Below are 16,764 nucleotides of genomic sequence, written 5' to 3' on the forward strand. Positions count from 1 at the left end.
CATGCAATATATTTTAATTGACTGACACAGTCAATCAAAAGGAGGTCATCAAATATGCCAACCTCAAAGGATTTTCCAAATAAAAGAAGCTTGTTTCAGCAGTGCGAGATCCTGTCGAGTGACCGAACACGGATTGGATACAAATCGATCGGCAAAGGTCCTGGAATCATACTTGTTCATGCTGCATTAAGGGATTCGAATGATTATACTCGTTTAGCCATTGCTCTCTCTCACTCTTTTACCGTTCACCTCATGGATCGAAGAGGCCGGGGCTTGAGTGGTCCTCAGGGTCTAGAGTATGCTATGAATAAAGAATGTGAAGATGTTCAAGCGATTCGGGAAGCGACAGGCGCCGATTATTTGATTGGACATAGTTATGGTGGGCTTGTCTCTCTAGAGCTGGCTAGAATGGACGCTTCAATCACCAAAGTAGCTTTGTATGAACCTGGCGTGCTGATTAATCCGATGGACGACGCTTGGATGCTGCGTTACGAGCAAGCGATGCTCAAGAATGATCGACATGGGGCATTTGCACATTTCGTAAGAGGGATGGGCCATACCCCTTTAACGCGGCTCCCCTATTGGTATGCAAAACTCATCTTGAAGCTCATGGTACGCGGAAACCATTGGAGTAAAACCGCCCAATTACTTCCGCAAAATTTACATGAGCACCGTGAGGTGCAGCGGCTCTCTTCTTCTTATCTGAATTACAACAGTATCCATGCTGATATGTTGTTGATTCAAGGGGGCAAGAGCTCAGACTCTACAAAAGAAATGATGAAGGAATTAAACCGAACGATTGCACTGTCGACATTGGAAACCGTGAACAAACTGGACCATTTTGGTCCAGAGAATGACGGCGGGCCTGACCAGATAGTGAACCTGCTTACCAACTTTTTTCTTATTTCCGAAGGAGATTGAATATATGCCGCGTTTAAAGGAAGACCAACTTCAAAAAATTTACGAAGAACGCAAACAGCAGATTACGTCGGCTGCAGTCAAAATTTTTGCCCAGCGCGGCCTTCCAGGCACGAAAATTAGCCTGATAACCGCAGAAGCAGGTGTGAGCCATGGGCTATTCTACCATTATTTTAAAACGAAGGAAGAACTGTTCTCCTCCCTGGTCCGCGAAGCAATTGAAGCATCGATGCAAGAAATGGACAATTTGAGCCATTTGACGGGATCTCCGATCGAAAAAATTAAAATCCTAACACAAGGCATGCTCGATGAGAGCGGAGCTCCGTATTTTATGCTGCTCCATCGGGCACGGAATTTTGAAGAGGTTCCTGAAGAAGTCAGCCAACTGATTCAAAAGTACCCGGTAGATGTCTACGTCAAACGTTTACTGCCTTTATTTGAGGAAGGACAACAAAGAGGGGAAGTCGCGGATGGGGATCTGGAGGAATTGATCGCAAGCTACCTTACAATTCTTTCCGGTGTGATGGTTTTAGGCAAAGGATATGTGACTCCCCAAGTGGATACGCTATTGAGATTTGTTGAAAAGAGATAATACAAAATAATAATTGGATTTTGTTATAGGAGGAGTATTCCGATGGACGAACAAGCCAGCAGTCATAACAACAACTCCAAGGAGAAAGCCGGTTCCAGTATCTGTGAGGTACTGCAGATTCTTGGCGCCAAATGGGCCTTCCTTGTTCTTGAAGAACTGCTTAACGGACCACAGAGGTTTAATCAGCTTCAGCGGAACCTATCCATCGTCAAGACCCAATCCCTCACCGATACTCTCAGACACTTGGAAAAAAACGGTCTCGTGCACCGCAAGGTCTATCCTACTGTCCCGGTAAACGTTGAGTATTCGCTGACGGAGAAGGGCACCGATTTTCAATTGGCTTTGAAGGAAATGGACAAATGGGTCCAGAAGTGGGGTAGTACGATGCAAGAACAGGAACCTACTGACTGAAGATCTGAATAGAACAGCATAAAATCAACCGCTTAGTGGATAACTACTTAGCGGTTTTTTGTCGTGGATAAACAAACATCAACTTACTTTAAGTAAGCGAATCCAAATGGTTGGATTACGTCCAAATACTTTGCGTTCTTACTTTAATAAAGTAACTCGAATATAATCGAATTACTCACTCCACCGGACGCGGCCAAGTGTTTAGACAATCACTACAGCTTCTTGGGCTACCTACCCTAAGGCTGGAATACACGAGAGAAAGGGAATGATTTCTATGAATCGAAAAGTCATTTACATGCTAACCCTAGCTGTTTTCTTCACCGCTACTTCTGAATTGGTCATTGCTGGCATTCTGAATGTATTAGCTGATCAATTACATGTCTCCGTCGCTCTTGCCGGACAGCTCATTACTGTCTATTCGCTCGCGTTCGCTATTGGAACGCCAGTCATCGTGTCACTGACGGCACGAATGGGAAGAAAGAAGCTACTTCTCCTCGCCATGCTTGTTTTTATAGTAGGCAATCTCGTCTCATACGTCAGCTCCAGTTTCACACTGTTGATCGTATCCAGAATGATACTGGGAGTGAGCTCCGGTGTCTTGCTTGTAGCCGCATTCAGCGCCGCAGCCAAAATGGTCCCGCCTGAAAAAATCGGCAGCACAATGGGCACGATCATTCTCGGTTTCAGCAGCGCTATGATTCTTGGGGTACCCCTTGGAATTGCACTGACCCATATATTCAGTTGGCAGATGATATTCCTCTTCTTAGCCGCCGGCAGCTTCATCATTATGATCTGCATGATGCTCATGCTACCGGAAATCCAAGGAGACGCTCCTGTTTCGTTCAGCAGGCAATTCACCATACTTGGGAATCCGATTATTCTGACTGCTTTGCTTCTCGTCCTGTTCAGAGAAGCTGGTAACTCCATCCTGTTCACGTATTTATCTTCATTTTTAGATACAATTCTCCATAGGAGCGCTTCCGATATCGGGATCATCATGCTTTCATTCGGAATTGCCGGCGCAATCGGCTCCCGCATTGGCGGCTCCGCTGTTGACAAATGGGGAAGCGTGCCGGTAATGGTCATTAGCATGATCTTTCATGTTGTTACGCTTTTACTGCTGCCTCTCGCTATCCACTTGTTCCCGCTTGCTATTGCCCTTTTATCATTGTGGATCATATCGATGTTCATTATGGGACCGGCTACGCAAAGCTACTTTATCGCGAAAGCTCCGCAATCGTCTAATCTCATCATAAGCCTGAACATTTCTGTGACGCAGATAGGTCTTGCGAGCGGTGCGAGCGTGGGAGGCATGGCTGCGACATTGAATTCAACGGTCTTGTATAATCCGTGGGTCGCAAGTGTTGCATTACTTATAGCTTTCCTTGCAGCGATTGTCTCCTTCCAGAAGAGTAAAATGACGCAAGCCATTTCGGTGAAAAAAGGATATAACCTTTAACCGTTTTGGCTATCATTCGCTGGAATGACCGCATCATGGAATAGCATATCGCTATGTAACGACTGGCAAAACAACTTCTACCATCGTCCCTTTCCCAACTTCACTTTCGATTCGCATAGTCCCATTATGATTTTGGATGATTCTCATTGAAACCATTAATCCTAACCCTGTTCCTGTTTCTTTTGTAGTAAAAAAAGGATTTCCAATCTTGGTTATTTCCTCTTGCGGGATTCCATAACCCTCATCTTGAATTCGAATGTATATGTTATCGTTCTTTTGCTTGGCTTGTATTGTCACTTCTCCACCTTTAGGCATGGATTCAATCGCATTCTTTAAAACATTGATAAATACTTGATTGATACTGCGTTGACACTGAATAGATGATAAATTGTCATCTAACTCTAGCTTTATTTGAACGTTATGCAGGTTGGCTTGTCCTTCCAATAATCTTGTAACGTGATTTAATATATGTACCACGTCCCTTAACTCAAATGCCTCATTTGAAGGTTTAGCTAACACTAAAAGCTCACTTACAATTTCATTAATGCGATCAATTTCTGATAACATGACTTCATTGCGTAATTTCTTTGTACCATCCATATCTTCTTTCACATACATTTGCATAAATCCTCGTAAACTGGTCAAGGGATTCCTAATTTCATGGGCGATCCCAGCTGCAAGTTCGCCAACTAAGGAAAGTTTCTCTGATCTGCGGATTAATTCTTCGGACTGTACCCGTTCTGTTATATCACGACCCATACTGATAACATGTTGAACATCTCCTGCAGCATTCCTTATTTTTTTAGAGTGTGATTCTTGCCAAATATAATGACCGTTTTTATGCCGAAGACGATATATAAATATTCTGCTATCTGAATGATCGGAATTACCTCGCCGTAACCAGCCACCGTTCCTATCATCTGGATGCCAATAGTCATAGGCATATTTTCCGACAAGCTCATCTGGCGCATATCCGAGTTGGTTGCGGATAGCTGGCGAGGCATATGTAATCATTCCGTCTGGCGTTAAACGCAAAATAACGTCTTGTGAATGTTCAGAAATAAGGTTGTGCAGTTCCTCAATCTTCTTGAACTCTTCTTCCTTCACTTTTTGTTCTGTTATATTTACAATTGTGCAAATGAATAGGTCATTACCCTTAACCTGTTCGTTCCTTTCTGCAGTAACATTTAGAAGCCCCCACAATAGGCTACCAGACTTATGAATATATCTTTTTTCTATGTGATAACCATCTATTTCGCCCTGCACCAATTTACGGCATATTTCTAGATCCGCTTCTACATCTTCAGGATGGCTGACAGATGTCAAACCGAGATTTAGTAATTCACCTTCGCTATACCCTAGCATTTTGCATAAAGATGGATTCATCTGTAAAAAACGTCCGTCATAAGATATCAAAGCCATTCCAATTGAAGATTTCTCAAATGCACGAAAAAAAAGACTATGGTCATTGAAATGAGATAACATCCGAATCCTCCGATTAAGCAGTTACATTGCAAGGAATTGCAATGTTTTTAAGTTTATTCTACCACTTGATAAAGTTACATTAAACTTCCGTCACTTTAATACACAAAAAAGGAGCTGCCGCGAAGCAAGCCCCAACTATAATTCTGCGTTATTTAATGGCTTTGATTATTGCCGATTGAATATAGTTTTCTACGTTTGCGCCTGGCACCCAATCCTTAATAAATTCTCGAGAATCATCTTTTGGTTCAACAACAATGTTTTGAAATCCGCTTCTTTGCAGGAATACCATAACTTCATCAATGGTAGATGCACCTGAAACGCAGCCAGCTAGTGAATTCAGATCACTTTTTAACTCTGCCGGAAGTTCAGAAGTCATTACTACATCCGAAATCGCCAAACGACCGCCTTGCTTTAATACACGATAAGCTTCTTTAAAAACTTGCTGCTTATCCGGTGACAAATTAATAACACAATTTGAAATAATAGCGTCAATCGAATCATTCAGTATCGGCAAATGCTCAATTTCACCGAGACGAAACTCTACGTTTTCATATCCATGCTTCTGTGCATTTTGACGTGCACGACTAATCATCTCTGGCGTCATATCAACTCCATAAACTTTACCCTGTTCTCCAACTTGTTTAGATGCCAAAAACACATCGAAACCGGCACCGCTACCTAAATCAAGAACGACTTCTCCCAATTTTAGTGAGGCAATTGCTTGAGGATTTCCGCAGCCTAACCCAAGATTCGCACCACTTGGAACAACATTAAGCTCTTCATTTGAGTAGCCTAATTTTGAGGAAACCTCATCGGGTGTGCTACAGCAGCTTGTTGCTGGTGCAGTGGATGAGCAACAAGCTGAACTAGGAATGCTCTCGATTGCAATCTGTTTATAGCGATTGCGAACATGTTGACGTACCTCATCATTTTGAACCTGACTCATGGATCATCTCTCCTTTGTTATATCAAGAAATTTTGATTAATAGATCATTTAAAAACCCACCTGTGTGGGTTACGAGCAACATTCGCTTGATTGATTTTCGCTTTTTCGGAAGATACAGCATAATTCGGGTGAGAGTAACCGGTTAACCTCTACGTGGTTTAATTCATAATAACTCCAAGTACCCTTGGTCTCTTTCGTGATCAGATTAGCATCAAGCAATATCTTCAGATGATACGATAACTTTGACTGTGGCATGTTTACAATATCAACTAAATCACAAACGCAGACACTTCCCTTTTGAGTAAGCTCATACATAATTTGCAACCGTTTCTGATCTGCTAACGCTTTAAACTGGAGCTCGTATTTCGAAAAATCAACTTGATTCCCAACCTTCGAAAAAATAGGAAGTTCTTTAATCACCTTTAGCACCTCCTTAAATCAAATTTATTTGATGAATATATCTTAACACATCAAAATTATAAGATTCAAGATATAAATCAATTTATTTTGATATATTTAAATCTATTCCAGTTAATAATTTACAAAACCTTAACTTTTATTATATAACTGAATAATTATATAATGATTTACGAGTGAAATCTGAGTCGAGAAAATGATTACGTATAGTAAAGGAGTGAGTTATTTTGCCTGAAATTGAAATGTTATCTGATGTATGTAAGCTTCTTGGGGATAAAATGAGACTCACTATTCTCTCCCTGCTCAAAGAACGTGAGCTATGCGTATACGAGATTGTTGAACTCATACAAACTAGTCAGCCCAATGTGAGCCAGCATATGCGAAAGCTCAAAGCCGGTGGTTTAGTAAAGGAAGCGAAAAAGGGCCAATGGGTTTTTTATTCGTTAAATATTGAGGATAAACCCTTTCTGCACGAGTTTTTTCAGTACCTGCCTTCGCAAAAAGAAAAAGTAAACGCAATATCATGTAAAGATCTAAACTGTTGTGATTAGGAGGAAACCATGACTTACGTAGCGGTAATTATTTTTCTGCTTACATTAGCTTTTGTAATTTGGCAGCCTAAGGGCCTCAACATTGGATGGTCATCCTCTGGTGGCGCTATCCTTGCTCTTCTCTTCCAAGTTGTGTCTTTTAACGACGTAATGACGGTTACCTCTATTGTTTGGAATGCCACACTCGCCTTTGTCGCCATAATTCTCATTTCCTTAATTTTAGACAAAATCGGATTCTTTGAATGGGCAGCCTTGCATATGGCGCGAATTGCGAAAGGCAATGGAAGACTCATGTTCGTGTATGTCATTTTGTTAGGTGCGGCAGTTGCCGCATTTTTCGCCAATGACGGTGCCGCATTGATTCTAACTCCGATTGTATTAGCAATGGTTCGAGCGTTAAAACTTCCAGATAATATGATTTTACCGTTCATCATGGCAAGTGGTTTTATTGCGGATACCACTTCATTGCCTTTTGTCGTCAGTAACTTAGTCAACATCGTATCGGCGGACTTCTTCGGTATCGATTTTGTCACCTATGCAAGCCGGATGATTGTACCAAGCCTATTTTCATTGGCGGCAAGTTTGGGTGTCTTGTTCGTTTTCTTCAGAAAGGACATACCAACGAATTACGATATGAAGGAATTAAAGCAGCCTTCAGATGCCATCAAAGATCATCGGCTATTCCGAATGTCGTGGGTTATTCTTGGCATCCTTCTCGTCGCTTATGTGATTAGTGGATTTATTAAAATCCCTGTTTCCATCATCGCAGGCTTCGTGGCACTGATTTTCATTTGGATGGCTAGATCTAGTAAGGTAATCGAAACTACACGAGTGATCAAAGATGCTCCTTGGGCTGTCGTTATATTCTCAATCGGGATGTATGTAGTTGTGTATGGCCTTAAAAACGTCGGTCTCACCGATGCCCTAGGAAAGTTGGTTGAGAACATAGCAGGACAAGGATTGTTTGTTGCGACAGTGGGAATGGGCTTCTTATCTGCTATACTATCCTCCATCATGAATAACATGCCGACCGTTATGATTGATGCTCTAGCCATCAAAGGTACGAACACAGATGGGATTATTCGAGAAGCATTGGTTTACGCCAACGTTGTAGGAAGTGATCTTGGACCTAAGATTACACCGATCGGGTCACTTGCAACACTTTTATGGTTACATGTTTTGTCTACCAAAGGTGTAAAAATCACGTGGGGCAATTATTTTAAAACAGGTGTCATCCTTACTGTCCCTACACTCTTGATTACACTTACAGGACTTTATTTATGGCTTCACATTATTGCATAATCCCATACAAAAAAAGGAGAACTAAAACCATGGATAACAAAAAACCTTTCGTTTATTTTCTTTGCACAGGAAACTCATGCCGCAGCCAAATCGCTGATGGCTATTTAAAAGCTTTAGGCGGGGACAAATACGAAGTGAAAAGTGCCGGTTTAGAAGCTCACGGATTAAACCCACGTGCAGTAGCAACGATGAAAGAAGCTGGTATCGACATTTCGAACCATACCTCTGATGTGATTGATCCAGTAATTTTGGCTCAAGCGGATTACATCATTACTTTGTGCGGTCATGCTAACGACAACTGCCCCGTTGTTCGAAATGATAAAGCAGTAAGATGGCATTGGGGATTTGACGATCCTGCAAAAGCAACTGGGACGGAAGATGAAATTACTGCTAAATTCCATGAAGTTCGTGATTCCATTAAAAACAGGATCGAACAATTTGTGAAGGAAGGCAAGTAACATGATTAATAGAGTATAAAGCTTGACTATGAAATTTATATTTGATACAACGAAGCTACGACTGAAGAAGGTGGTGTAGTCGATGGGGAAACCAATAACATTCAGCATTGTAGGCGGTGGAGGCTTTCGCGCACAGTATTTTTTAAGAATTGCACAGGCTCTTCCAGAACAATTTTGTATTAGCGGAATGGTTATTCGTGACGAATCCAAGGGAAGGTCGATGGAAGACTTATGGAAAGTGACTACTTATCGGTCACTGGATCAGCTCTTGGAGAATGAACAACCGGACTTTGTTGTCCTATCTATCAACGCAGCGGCCGCTATCGATTATATGCTGCAGCTGGCGGAACGAGGAATTCCTGTACTTACAGAAACACCTCCTGCACCTGATCTGGACGGTTTGCTGCAGCTGCACAACAAGCTTACCCGTCAAGGCGCGCGAATTCAAATCGCTGAACAATACCAATTTCATCCTATCCAAGAAGCTCGACATAAGATTATTATGTCAGGACAGTTAGGCAATGTTAATCAAGTGACTGTATCCATATCTCAGTTCTATCATGCAGTAAGCTTAATACGGAAAATGTTAGGCGTGCGCTTTGAAGAAGTCAGTATTAAGGGAATGAAATTTGAATCCGATTGGGTCGCTGGTCCGAACCGAAGTGGTCCGCCTACTGAAGATAAATTAATCAAGTCAGAAAGAGATTTAGCTTGGTTGGACTTTGGTGGAAAGCTGGGAATTTACGATTTCACCAAGGATCAACATCGTTCATGGACCCGCTCAAACCATTTATGTATTAGGGGAGAACGAGGGGAAATATTCGATAATCGAATAAGCATTCAAGATCCTTCCTGTACACAGATTCAAATGGAATTAAAGCGCATCAATAAAGGTGAGTATGAGAACGCGGAAGGCTATTTCCTTAAAGGAATTATGGCGGGAGAACAATGGGTATATGAAAACCCCTTCATGCCTGCTAGGCTATATGACGATGAAATTGCTATTGCTGTCTGTTTGAAAAAGATGGCGATTTATGCTGAGGGAGGACCCGGATTTTATGGTCTTCCGGAAGCTTCTCAGGACCATTATATCGGCATGCTGATTGAGCAGGCAATTAGAACCGGGGAGACAGTCGTGTCGACTCGACAACCGTGGGCTGATAACGAATAAAAAGAAATGGCACCCCATTGGGGTGCCTTTACTTGCTGACGAACTACCGCAGCCATATTACTTCACCCGAAACGTTCTCTCCCCGTACTTCTGCACAAGAACAAGGGCAACAGCCAAGTAAATTAGCGTCATAGCCAATATAGTAACAGTGAATGGTACTACCGGTATTCTCAAAATAATACTAATTCCGCACGAGGATGACACAACCATGTTCACGATAAGATGCAGTGGGTTTTTCATATTTAGCTCTGTAGAATACGGTTGGAAAATATAATACATAAACAAATGATGCACAGTAAAAAAAGCAGACAGTGAGATAACGCAGACCCAAAGCAAAAGCAGCTCTCTGCTCAGCCACTCCCCTCCTATTGCTACGTTAATAGCTGTTAGTGACACCCCAAGAGAGGCAGCAATCACCATGTTTAAGCTCATCACTCTTCCAAGGCGAATCAGGAAATGGCTATAGGCTGCGCTGCGATAGAAGCCGTACCGCATCAAACTTAGATCACAGTTGTAAAACATTGCTTTGCAAATTTTCTCTCCAACGGACATGAAATACATGATCAGAAGCAAGAAGGGGAAGATCATTTCCAAACTCCATTGCTGGTCCTTCAACTGACCACCGAATAGGACCATGAGGATCACCCCCGCCACTCCGAAAGCGCCGATGATAGCTAATCGTTTATTAACAGGGCTGCTAATCAGGCTGCGATGTCTGAGAAAGAAAATTGTGTTTAGATAAGCATAGCCTTCCTTTGTCTCAAGCTTATCCTGCTGGTTCAGCTTCAAGGTATAGTCGCTATCCTTTGACTTCACGCTCTTCATCTGTGCATCCGTCATCATACGACCTATATCCAGCAGAGGATCATCCCTTTTGCTTGCGGAATCAACAACTCCTCGGTAACCGGAATAACGAGCCAGCTTAATGGCTGCGAACAGCCCTCCAGCTGTAATAACGATACAGACAGGCAAACTCATAAGAAACGATTCTGTAGACAGAACCTTGCCCAGCAGAAGCGGCAAATAGGCAGCGGCATATCCAACAATAAGGACGCTCCAGACGAGGGCGGTTTGTTTAATCAATACAATGCTGGTTTTCTCAAAAATCTTAAGATGCACATACTCCGCTAGAATGCGCCATAATGTGATCAATATAGATAACAGAACTGCTTCTAAGACGGTTGCTCCCAAGCGTGTGCCGAACAGCATCATCGCAGGTAGTAGATACACCAAAAAAGTCACGTAGCGATATCCTAGCGAAGCCAACATATATCTCGTTGGAGACAATCTCATCAGCTTAACAGCTACGTATTTCTCCCGTTTTGGTTCAAGTAAAGTCGCGCTGCTGACGGCTGCCGCCACAAAGCTGATGATGGTAAAAATATGTATAAATTGCTGAAGCTGATCTGCTTCTGACAATCCCTTTCCTATTCCGATCACAGGAATATATATCAGAACCCCCAGATACACAAATCGAAGCATGACTCCCCATAACTGGTTGAACAGCAGCACAATAACAGAAATAGCTTTTTTGAAATCCAAATTAGCGTAGAAGCTGTTCTTTACTAGCTTGCCGATTAACGGCAGCTTCTGAATGTAATACATGAGTAGGTTTACCCTAATGGATGTACGAATAGCCAGCAGCGTATTAAGCGTTCTCAGCATGGGATTCATCCTTCAGCAAATTAATGACCGCTTGCTCGAATTCTGCGCTGTGCAGCAGCTCGGACGGCACGGCAGACAATTTCCCTTTGTTCAACACAATCAGCTCATCACACAAATCAGAAGCCAATTGCAAAATATGCGTGGAGAAAATTAGAATATGATCACTCTTCATTTCCCTTAACATATTCTTCATCTCCAGTGCAACAATGACATCGAAGGAGGTGAGCGGCTCATCGAGTAGAATAATCGGCGGCTTCGTTATGAGAAATAGCAACATCTGCAGCTTATTCTTCATTCCGTGCGAGTAGCCTTTAATCAGCCGATGGCGATCCTCCGTTGTCATGCTCATCATGTCAAAATAATCATCAATCGTCTGCTCCATCAGCAGCTTGCCCCGATTAATATCCATAAAAAACTTCACAAACTCATAGCCCGTCAGAAACTCGGGCAGAATCGGCAACGAATACACATACCCAACATCCTGCTCGCTTAGCTTCCGCGTGTGGCCATTCTCCTCCAACATTACCTGTCCGCTATTCATGTCCTTCTCTCCGCTCAGGCAGTCGAACAACGTCGTTTTGCCTGCTCCGTTGCGCCCTAGCAGCCCATATATCTTCCCTTTCTCAAAGGTGAATCCGGCTCCCTGAAGTACCTGTTTATCCTCATATCGCTTAACGATATTTTCTAAAATCAGACGCAATTGCTACTCCTCCTTTCGTTTCAGTACGCTGAAGGTATCGGACTAAGCTTTATTGGTTTCCTTTAGCTGATAATACAGACCGTTCGAATCCGACCATTCCGCGAAAAGCACACACTCATGATGCGTAATTCCGCTAAGCTGCAAAAGCTGCTCCACCCAACTCCTGTCTCGCCCGAGGCGCTTCAATGTATCTTCATTGATGCTGCCGTTTTCAATAATGTAAGCGGGAAGGCTGACGGTGCCTTGATGGTCTTCTGCATTGCCGCTGATCTTTTCCGGGTCCTTCTGGAGCAGCACGCTGATGCTGCCGTTCGTCTCGAACAAGGCATAGGCCACTTCGCGCAGCGAGAAAATATTATTTTCCCTAAGCAGCATGCCCAATTGGGCGAAATCGAGATTGTTGCGCTTCATTGCCTTGAAATCAATCACACCTGCCCGGATAATCAGATCTGGCGTTCCAGCGGCATAGCGGGAAAGTCTGGGGAACCGTGCGATAAACTTTTCCAAACCTAGCGCTAGAAGCGTCCATATAATCAGAGCAAATAGTAAATGGCTAAGATGAATATCATCATCATAAATCGTATTGCCGACCAGTTCGCTGAGCATTAAAGAAGAAACGAAATCAAAGGCGGTCAATTGGGAGATCTCTTTTTTCCCCAGCAGCCTAGTCATGATCAAAAGACCTATTAAAGCGACTGTAAGCTTGACACCGATACTTACATAAAGACTGGTATCCACCTTCATCTCTCCCTTCGGAGTATTTGTATAACAAATAATACCACATATTGATAATGAACCTTATTAAAGTATGCTGAATTTCTAAACACACACACTTGTTCTATGGGACGGGCATATACTAGATTAATAAAGCTAGAAAGGGGGTATTCCCTTGACGCGATCAGATTCTTATGTAATTTGTAAAAAGTACCTTAACCGAGAAGTTACGATAAAAACAACACACGGCACTTACCGTGGCACGATTGTGAAAGTCGACGGCCACAAGGTTTATTTGAAACAAACACGAAATGGAAAGAAAGCGCACATCTCGTTTCTGCCATTTCTCCTCCCATTAGTTCTGTTTGATCTCTTAGCCATTTTCCTTGTGGAATCTAGACCATGTTCTCCGTTCAGACCATTCCTATAAAAAAAATGACCATCACAATGATATCCTGTGGTGGTCATTTCTTATTTCAACGCCTTTTTATCCAACTTACCTAAAGGTGTATAGGGCAAATGCTCGACGAAGATGATCTCTTTGGGCAACTGAAATCGTGCCAATCTAACGCGCAACCAATCTAGGAGTTCATCTTTCGTCATTTCCGTACCAGATACTAACTGGATCCACGCTTTCAATCGCTGTCCAAAAAGCTCATCCGCTATCCCCATGACGGCTGCATCCTCGATGAAGGGGTGAGTGAGCAAGATTTGTTCCACTTCGAACGGAAACACATTCTCCCCCGCAGAAACAATCATACTGTCTACTCTCCCACGCAAAAAGTAATACCCCTTCTCATCCCGATAGCCCAAATCGCCGGTCTCGATCCATGCACTTGCTTTGTTTCGCATCGACCAATTGTTTCGAATACAAATTTGACCTACGCTGCCAATGGGAGCTTCTACTTTCTGATCATCCATGACTTTTAAATGAACACCGTTAATCTTTCTGCCAATCGTGTGTGCGGAGTAGGTCAAATCCTGCGGAACTGCAATGATATTCAAACCCGCTTCCGACGTGCCGTACAGATTGTACAGAACTTCTCCCAATTGACTTAGCGTCTCTTGGACCAGTTTCGGATTGAGCTCAGCTCCGCCTGAAGCTATACAAGACAGGGATTTCAGATCGTCTGCGTTCGTTTTCAACATTTTATGAACCATTAAAGGAACTACCGTTACGATATCAACCTGATGCTCCCGAATCCATCGACAGGCTCTCACTGCATCGAATCCTCGATGGATCACAACTTTTTTGCCCAAAGCGCAGAAAAGTAGCAACACGGCTACACCATAACCATGATAAATAGGCGTCGCAATATAGGCTGTATGCTTGTTCAGGATTTGCAATCGGGTCAGGAATGCAGAGAAAGGATTCAAATAATTGAATAGCGATGGTTGATGCGCCGCTTCTTTGGCTTTGCCTGTTGTTCCGCCTGTCAGCAGCACTAATTTCCCGGAGGACGTTCGGCGTTGCTTTGGCTTTTCAGAATCCGATGTAACAGGTAAGTTATTGATCACAGATGAGGTAGGATGATAGCTGGGCAATTTAGCGTTTTTGTACGTTGTTTGCTCAAGTAAAGCACTTAGTTCGTCGTCATAGACCACAAGGTGAAAATCTTTCCTCGCCAGAATCCCCTGCAATTGATCCTTACTCATTTCCGCATTCATTAGATAGATGTCCGCCCCTGTAAAAGAAACCGCATAGATGGCTTTCACCAGAGATGCGTGGTTTTTGCACAAGAAACCCACTCTCTTACCGCCAGTAAGTTGGTATTCCTTCACTAAATGGGCCGAAAGTTGTTTGGATTGTGTAAACAATTGACTATACGTCAAGGTTTCCTGCTCATCCGCTAACGCGATTTTGTCACCATAGGTTCTTGCTGCAAATTGCAACAGAGCCATCAGATTGGTGCCCGATGTGTAAATGGCGGAGGCCAACCGGAACAAAGCAACCAGCGAGAGCAGCCTAATTTGATATAACACATAGATTAGTTTAAACATCCTCATGGCCATTACCCTTTTTCCTTGATAATCTAGGCATTGTTCTAAAAAATAGGGAAGCTAGCCCTCCGAAAATCAACCACCACGGTTTGAACGTTTGCCTTCTGGTATAGATGGCCTTACCGATCATCTTGGCGACATGAGTTGGGGACATAGCCGGTAATTTGCGATACGCTGCGGTTGGCAGAATCATTGGTGTTCTTACAAGCGGGAGATAGATCGAGGTCGTGGCGATCCCCATCATGTTCAGTTCAGGTGCAGCAGACCGAAACCACGTGTCAAAAGCTGACTTCGATGCCTGATACGCCGCCCAATGAGGCAAGGGAATAAGCATTACATTGACCGTCGAAATGTTCATGATATGTCCTTGTTTTTGTTCAAGCAGCGGTATGATAGAGAGCAATAGTTGAACCGGTGCGAAATAATTAATCGCCATCGTACGCGTGAAGTCGTGATAACGGTCCAACGACTCCCGAATAGAACGCTTGATCGAATGGCCAGCATTGCTGATAACGATATCGAGCCCATCTGGCAGTTGATGGAGAAAGGTTAGCAATCCCTCCATCTCTTTCGGATCTCGAAGATCCGCAGGGAACACACTTACGCGGGCTGCTGCTTTCACTTCGATTTCACTCTTCATTGCCTGGAGCTTCGCCTCTCGTCTAGCTACCAAGATCATATGAACCCGCATATCGGAAAGCAGATAAGCCAGTTGTTCTCCGATTCCGGAACTGGCACCGGTGATTAGGACCGTTTTGCCTGCTAGCTGGCGCTCTAGCTTCTGTCTGTTTAACTTCGTCGGTGGGAATAAGAGATGTGCGAGTATACTAAAAGAACGCATTTGGTTCTCCTTTCTAGCCTGAAGAAAAGTGTTATTTATGCCATCTTCACTGAAAAAGAGCTACATGTTCACGAGTTAAATCATTGTCTGTTTGCCGTTACGCTATCTATAGATCACACATATTTTAGTTACATGGTCTTATTCTCTAAAATTAACTATGAACTTTTTAGAATAGGGTGTGATTATTATTTTATATATTCAATATGAGGTTGAGCCGAATGAAGGCCTTTGTAATCAACTTATGGGAATATTCAGAACGATAGGAGAAGCACTTTATTATTCAACTCAACATGATTCAATAGGTATTATTATTAATGATCTTCAAACCAGAACCTCGAGTGACACTATTGATTTTGATGTGAATTTTTCTAAAATAGCATATGATTCCTTTGTTGATGTCGATGAACTTACCCATTTACTCTCGAATAAAAACATCCTAGTTAGACGACCACAAGAAGTTAATAATCATATTCAGAATAATATCATTTCTTGTAGACGATATTCTCACCGACAGCTCTTACCTGATGAATGCAGAGAAACGGGAATATTTATTGCTAAATCCTTCCCATTTGCAAAGAACATACTTAAGATAGCTAATTGTATCATTAGTTTAATGTCCTTGTATCCAAGTTGGAAAGTTATTCAGCTGCGAATTGAAGAGGAGTTGATGAACTTCTTTCCAGGATACGAAAAAAGTACGAGTAATCAGCTTCAAGAAACGATCAATATGATTTCAAATACTCCAAATTTGTCTGCTGTTTATTTAGCTTCAGGGATAAGAGAAGAGAAATATAATGCTGTAGCACAAAGTATCAATCATAAATTCCCAAATTTAATAATAAAAAATAAACACGACATCTTAAAGAATGATCCTGAAATTAAGAAAGAGTTAGATGCATTATGTTTAGAAGAACAAGCGTTGGTTGATTGGTTGGTATGCGTAGGTGCCCCATCTTTCGCTGGACCTCATGCCACATCTTTTGCTTACTTAGCAGGATATATGCGTCATTATCGTGGATTTGCAAAAGAAACTACCCATTTATGGCCAGAATATACGCCGTATTGGGATATCTGGTTTCCTCGTGTTTGAGCGACTCCTCTATATAGTAAGAAACAAAATGAGGCCTGATGCA

At 42.6% G+C, this 16,764-nt stretch carries 17 protein-coding genes; 9 read left to right on the forward strand and 8 right to left on the reverse strand.

What is annotated here, in order from left to right:
• Positions 1 to 54 precede the first annotated feature (54 nt).
• The 4 genes from ACSQ8O_RS23885 to ACSQ8O_RS23900 all read left to right on the forward strand — a co-directional run bounded on the left by ACSQ8O_RS23885 (position 55) and on the right by ACSQ8O_RS23900 (position 3,380).
• A complete protein-coding gene (locus ACSQ8O_RS23885) occupies positions 55 to 921 on the forward strand; it encodes an alpha/beta fold hydrolase (RefSeq protein WP_436243649.1) in 867 nt (288 codons plus the stop codon).
• 4 nt (positions 922 to 925) lie between these two features.
• The gene (locus tag ACSQ8O_RS23890) at positions 926 to 1,510 is read left to right on the forward strand and encodes a TetR/AcrR family transcriptional regulator (protein ID WP_436243650.1); all 585 of its coding nucleotides are present in this window, start codon (positions 926 to 928) and stop codon (positions 1,508 to 1,510) included.
• 42 nt (positions 1,511 to 1,552) lie between these two features.
• Positions 1,553 to 1,921, forward strand: coding sequence for a winged helix-turn-helix transcriptional regulator (locus ACSQ8O_RS23895; protein WP_436243651.1), 369 nt, complete (start codon positions 1,553 to 1,555; stop codon positions 1,919 to 1,921).
• 274 nt (positions 1,922 to 2,195) lie between these two features.
• A complete protein-coding gene (locus ACSQ8O_RS23900; protein ID WP_436243652.1) occupies positions 2,196 to 3,380 on the forward strand; it encodes an MFS transporter in 1,185 nt (394 codons plus the stop codon).
• A gap of 51 nt (positions 3,381 to 3,431) precedes the next feature.
• On the opposite strand, the gene ACSQ8O_RS23905 is transcribed toward ACSQ8O_RS23900, so the two are convergent.
• The 3 genes from ACSQ8O_RS23905 to ACSQ8O_RS23915 form a co-directional block, all read right to left on the reverse strand.
• Positions 3,432 to 4,865 carry a PAS domain S-box protein gene (locus tag ACSQ8O_RS23905; RefSeq protein WP_436243653.1) on the reverse strand — a complete coding sequence of 478 codons (1,434 nt, stop codon included), beginning with the start codon at positions 4,863 to 4,865 and terminating at the stop codon, positions 3,432 to 3,434.
• Positions 4,866 to 5,013: 148 nt separating this feature from the next.
• On the reverse strand, positions 5,014 to 5,811 hold the full coding sequence (locus ACSQ8O_RS23910) for an arsenite methyltransferase (protein WP_436243654.1): 798 nt from the start codon (positions 5,809 to 5,811) through the stop codon (positions 5,014 to 5,016).
• Positions 5,812 to 5,880: 69 nt separating this feature from the next.
• The gene (locus ACSQ8O_RS23915) at positions 5,881 to 6,228 is read right to left on the reverse strand and encodes an ArsR/SmtB family transcription factor (RefSeq protein WP_436243947.1); all 348 of its coding nucleotides are present in this window, start codon (positions 6,226 to 6,228) and stop codon (positions 5,881 to 5,883) included.
• 227 nt (positions 6,229 to 6,455) lie between these two features.
• Here ACSQ8O_RS23915 and ACSQ8O_RS23920 point away from each other — a divergent pair, with 227 nt between their 5' ends.
• The 4 genes from ACSQ8O_RS23920 (at position 6,456) to ACSQ8O_RS23935 (ending at position 9,710) form a co-directional block, all read left to right on the forward strand.
• On the forward strand, positions 6,456 to 6,779 hold the full coding sequence (locus ACSQ8O_RS23920; protein WP_436243655.1) for an ArsR/SmtB family transcription factor: 324 nt from the start codon (positions 6,456 to 6,458) through the stop codon (positions 6,777 to 6,779).
• A gap of 9 nt (positions 6,780 to 6,788) precedes the next feature.
• Complete coding sequence (locus ACSQ8O_RS23925) at positions 6,789 to 8,081, forward strand: arsenic transporter (protein WP_436243656.1); 1,293 nt, start codon at positions 6,789 to 6,791, stop codon at positions 8,079 to 8,081.
• Positions 8,082 to 8,110: 29 nt separating this feature from the next.
• Complete coding sequence (gene arsC, locus ACSQ8O_RS23930; RefSeq protein ID WP_056623067.1) at positions 8,111 to 8,539, forward strand: arsenate reductase (thioredoxin); 429 nt, start codon at positions 8,111 to 8,113, stop codon at positions 8,537 to 8,539.
• Positions 8,540 to 8,621: 82 nt separating this feature from the next.
• Positions 8,622 to 9,710 carry a Gfo/Idh/MocA family protein gene (locus tag ACSQ8O_RS23935; protein WP_436243657.1) on the forward strand — a complete coding sequence of 363 codons (1,089 nt, stop codon included), beginning with the start codon at positions 8,622 to 8,624 and terminating at the stop codon, positions 9,708 to 9,710.
• A 57-nt stretch (positions 9,711 to 9,767) separates the two neighbouring features.
• Here the strand turns inward: ACSQ8O_RS23935 and ACSQ8O_RS23940 are convergent, their stop codons facing one another.
• From ACSQ8O_RS23940 to ACSQ8O_RS23960, 5 genes are all read right to left on the reverse strand, one after another.
• Entirely contained in the window at positions 9,768 to 11,375 is a 1,608-nt protein-coding gene (locus ACSQ8O_RS23940; RefSeq protein ID WP_436243658.1) for a hypothetical protein, read from the reverse strand.
• Complete coding sequence (locus ACSQ8O_RS23945) at positions 11,359 to 12,075, reverse strand: ABC transporter ATP-binding protein (protein WP_436243659.1); 717 nt, start codon at positions 12,073 to 12,075, stop codon at positions 11,359 to 11,361. Before ACSQ8O_RS23945 ends, ACSQ8O_RS23940 begins: the two co-directional genes overlap by 17 nt.
• A gap of 42 nt (positions 12,076 to 12,117) precedes the next feature.
• Positions 12,118 to 12,813 (reverse strand): DUF421 domain-containing protein, encoded by a 696-nt coding sequence (locus ACSQ8O_RS23950; RefSeq protein WP_436243660.1) that lies wholly within the window; start codon positions 12,811 to 12,813, stop codon positions 12,118 to 12,120.
• Between the two features lie 447 nt (positions 12,814 to 13,260).
• Positions 13,261 to 14,790 (reverse strand): AMP-binding protein, encoded by a 1,530-nt coding sequence (locus tag ACSQ8O_RS23955; protein WP_436243661.1) that lies wholly within the window; start codon positions 14,788 to 14,790, stop codon positions 13,261 to 13,263.
• The gene (locus ACSQ8O_RS23960) at positions 14,783 to 15,631 is read right to left on the reverse strand and encodes an SDR family NAD(P)-dependent oxidoreductase (RefSeq protein WP_436243662.1); all 849 of its coding nucleotides are present in this window, start codon (positions 15,629 to 15,631) and stop codon (positions 14,783 to 14,785) included. The genes ACSQ8O_RS23955 and ACSQ8O_RS23960 overlap by 8 nt, the downstream gene beginning before the upstream one ends.
• Positions 15,632 to 15,809: 178 nt before the next feature.
• On the opposite strand from ACSQ8O_RS23960, the gene ACSQ8O_RS23965 reads away from it, so the two are divergent.
• Positions 15,810 to 16,721 (forward strand): hypothetical protein, encoded by a 912-nt coding sequence (locus ACSQ8O_RS23965; RefSeq protein WP_436243663.1) that lies wholly within the window; start codon positions 15,810 to 15,812, stop codon positions 16,719 to 16,721.
• The last annotated feature ends 43 nt before the right edge of the window (positions 16,722 to 16,764 follow it).

Origin of the sequence: Paenibacillus sp. LjRoot56 (assembly GCF_964253335.1) — a bacterium.
In the GTDB taxonomy this organism is placed as follows: Bacteria; Bacillota; Bacilli; order Paenibacillales; family NBRC-103111; genus Paenibacillus_E; species Paenibacillus_E allorhizoplanae.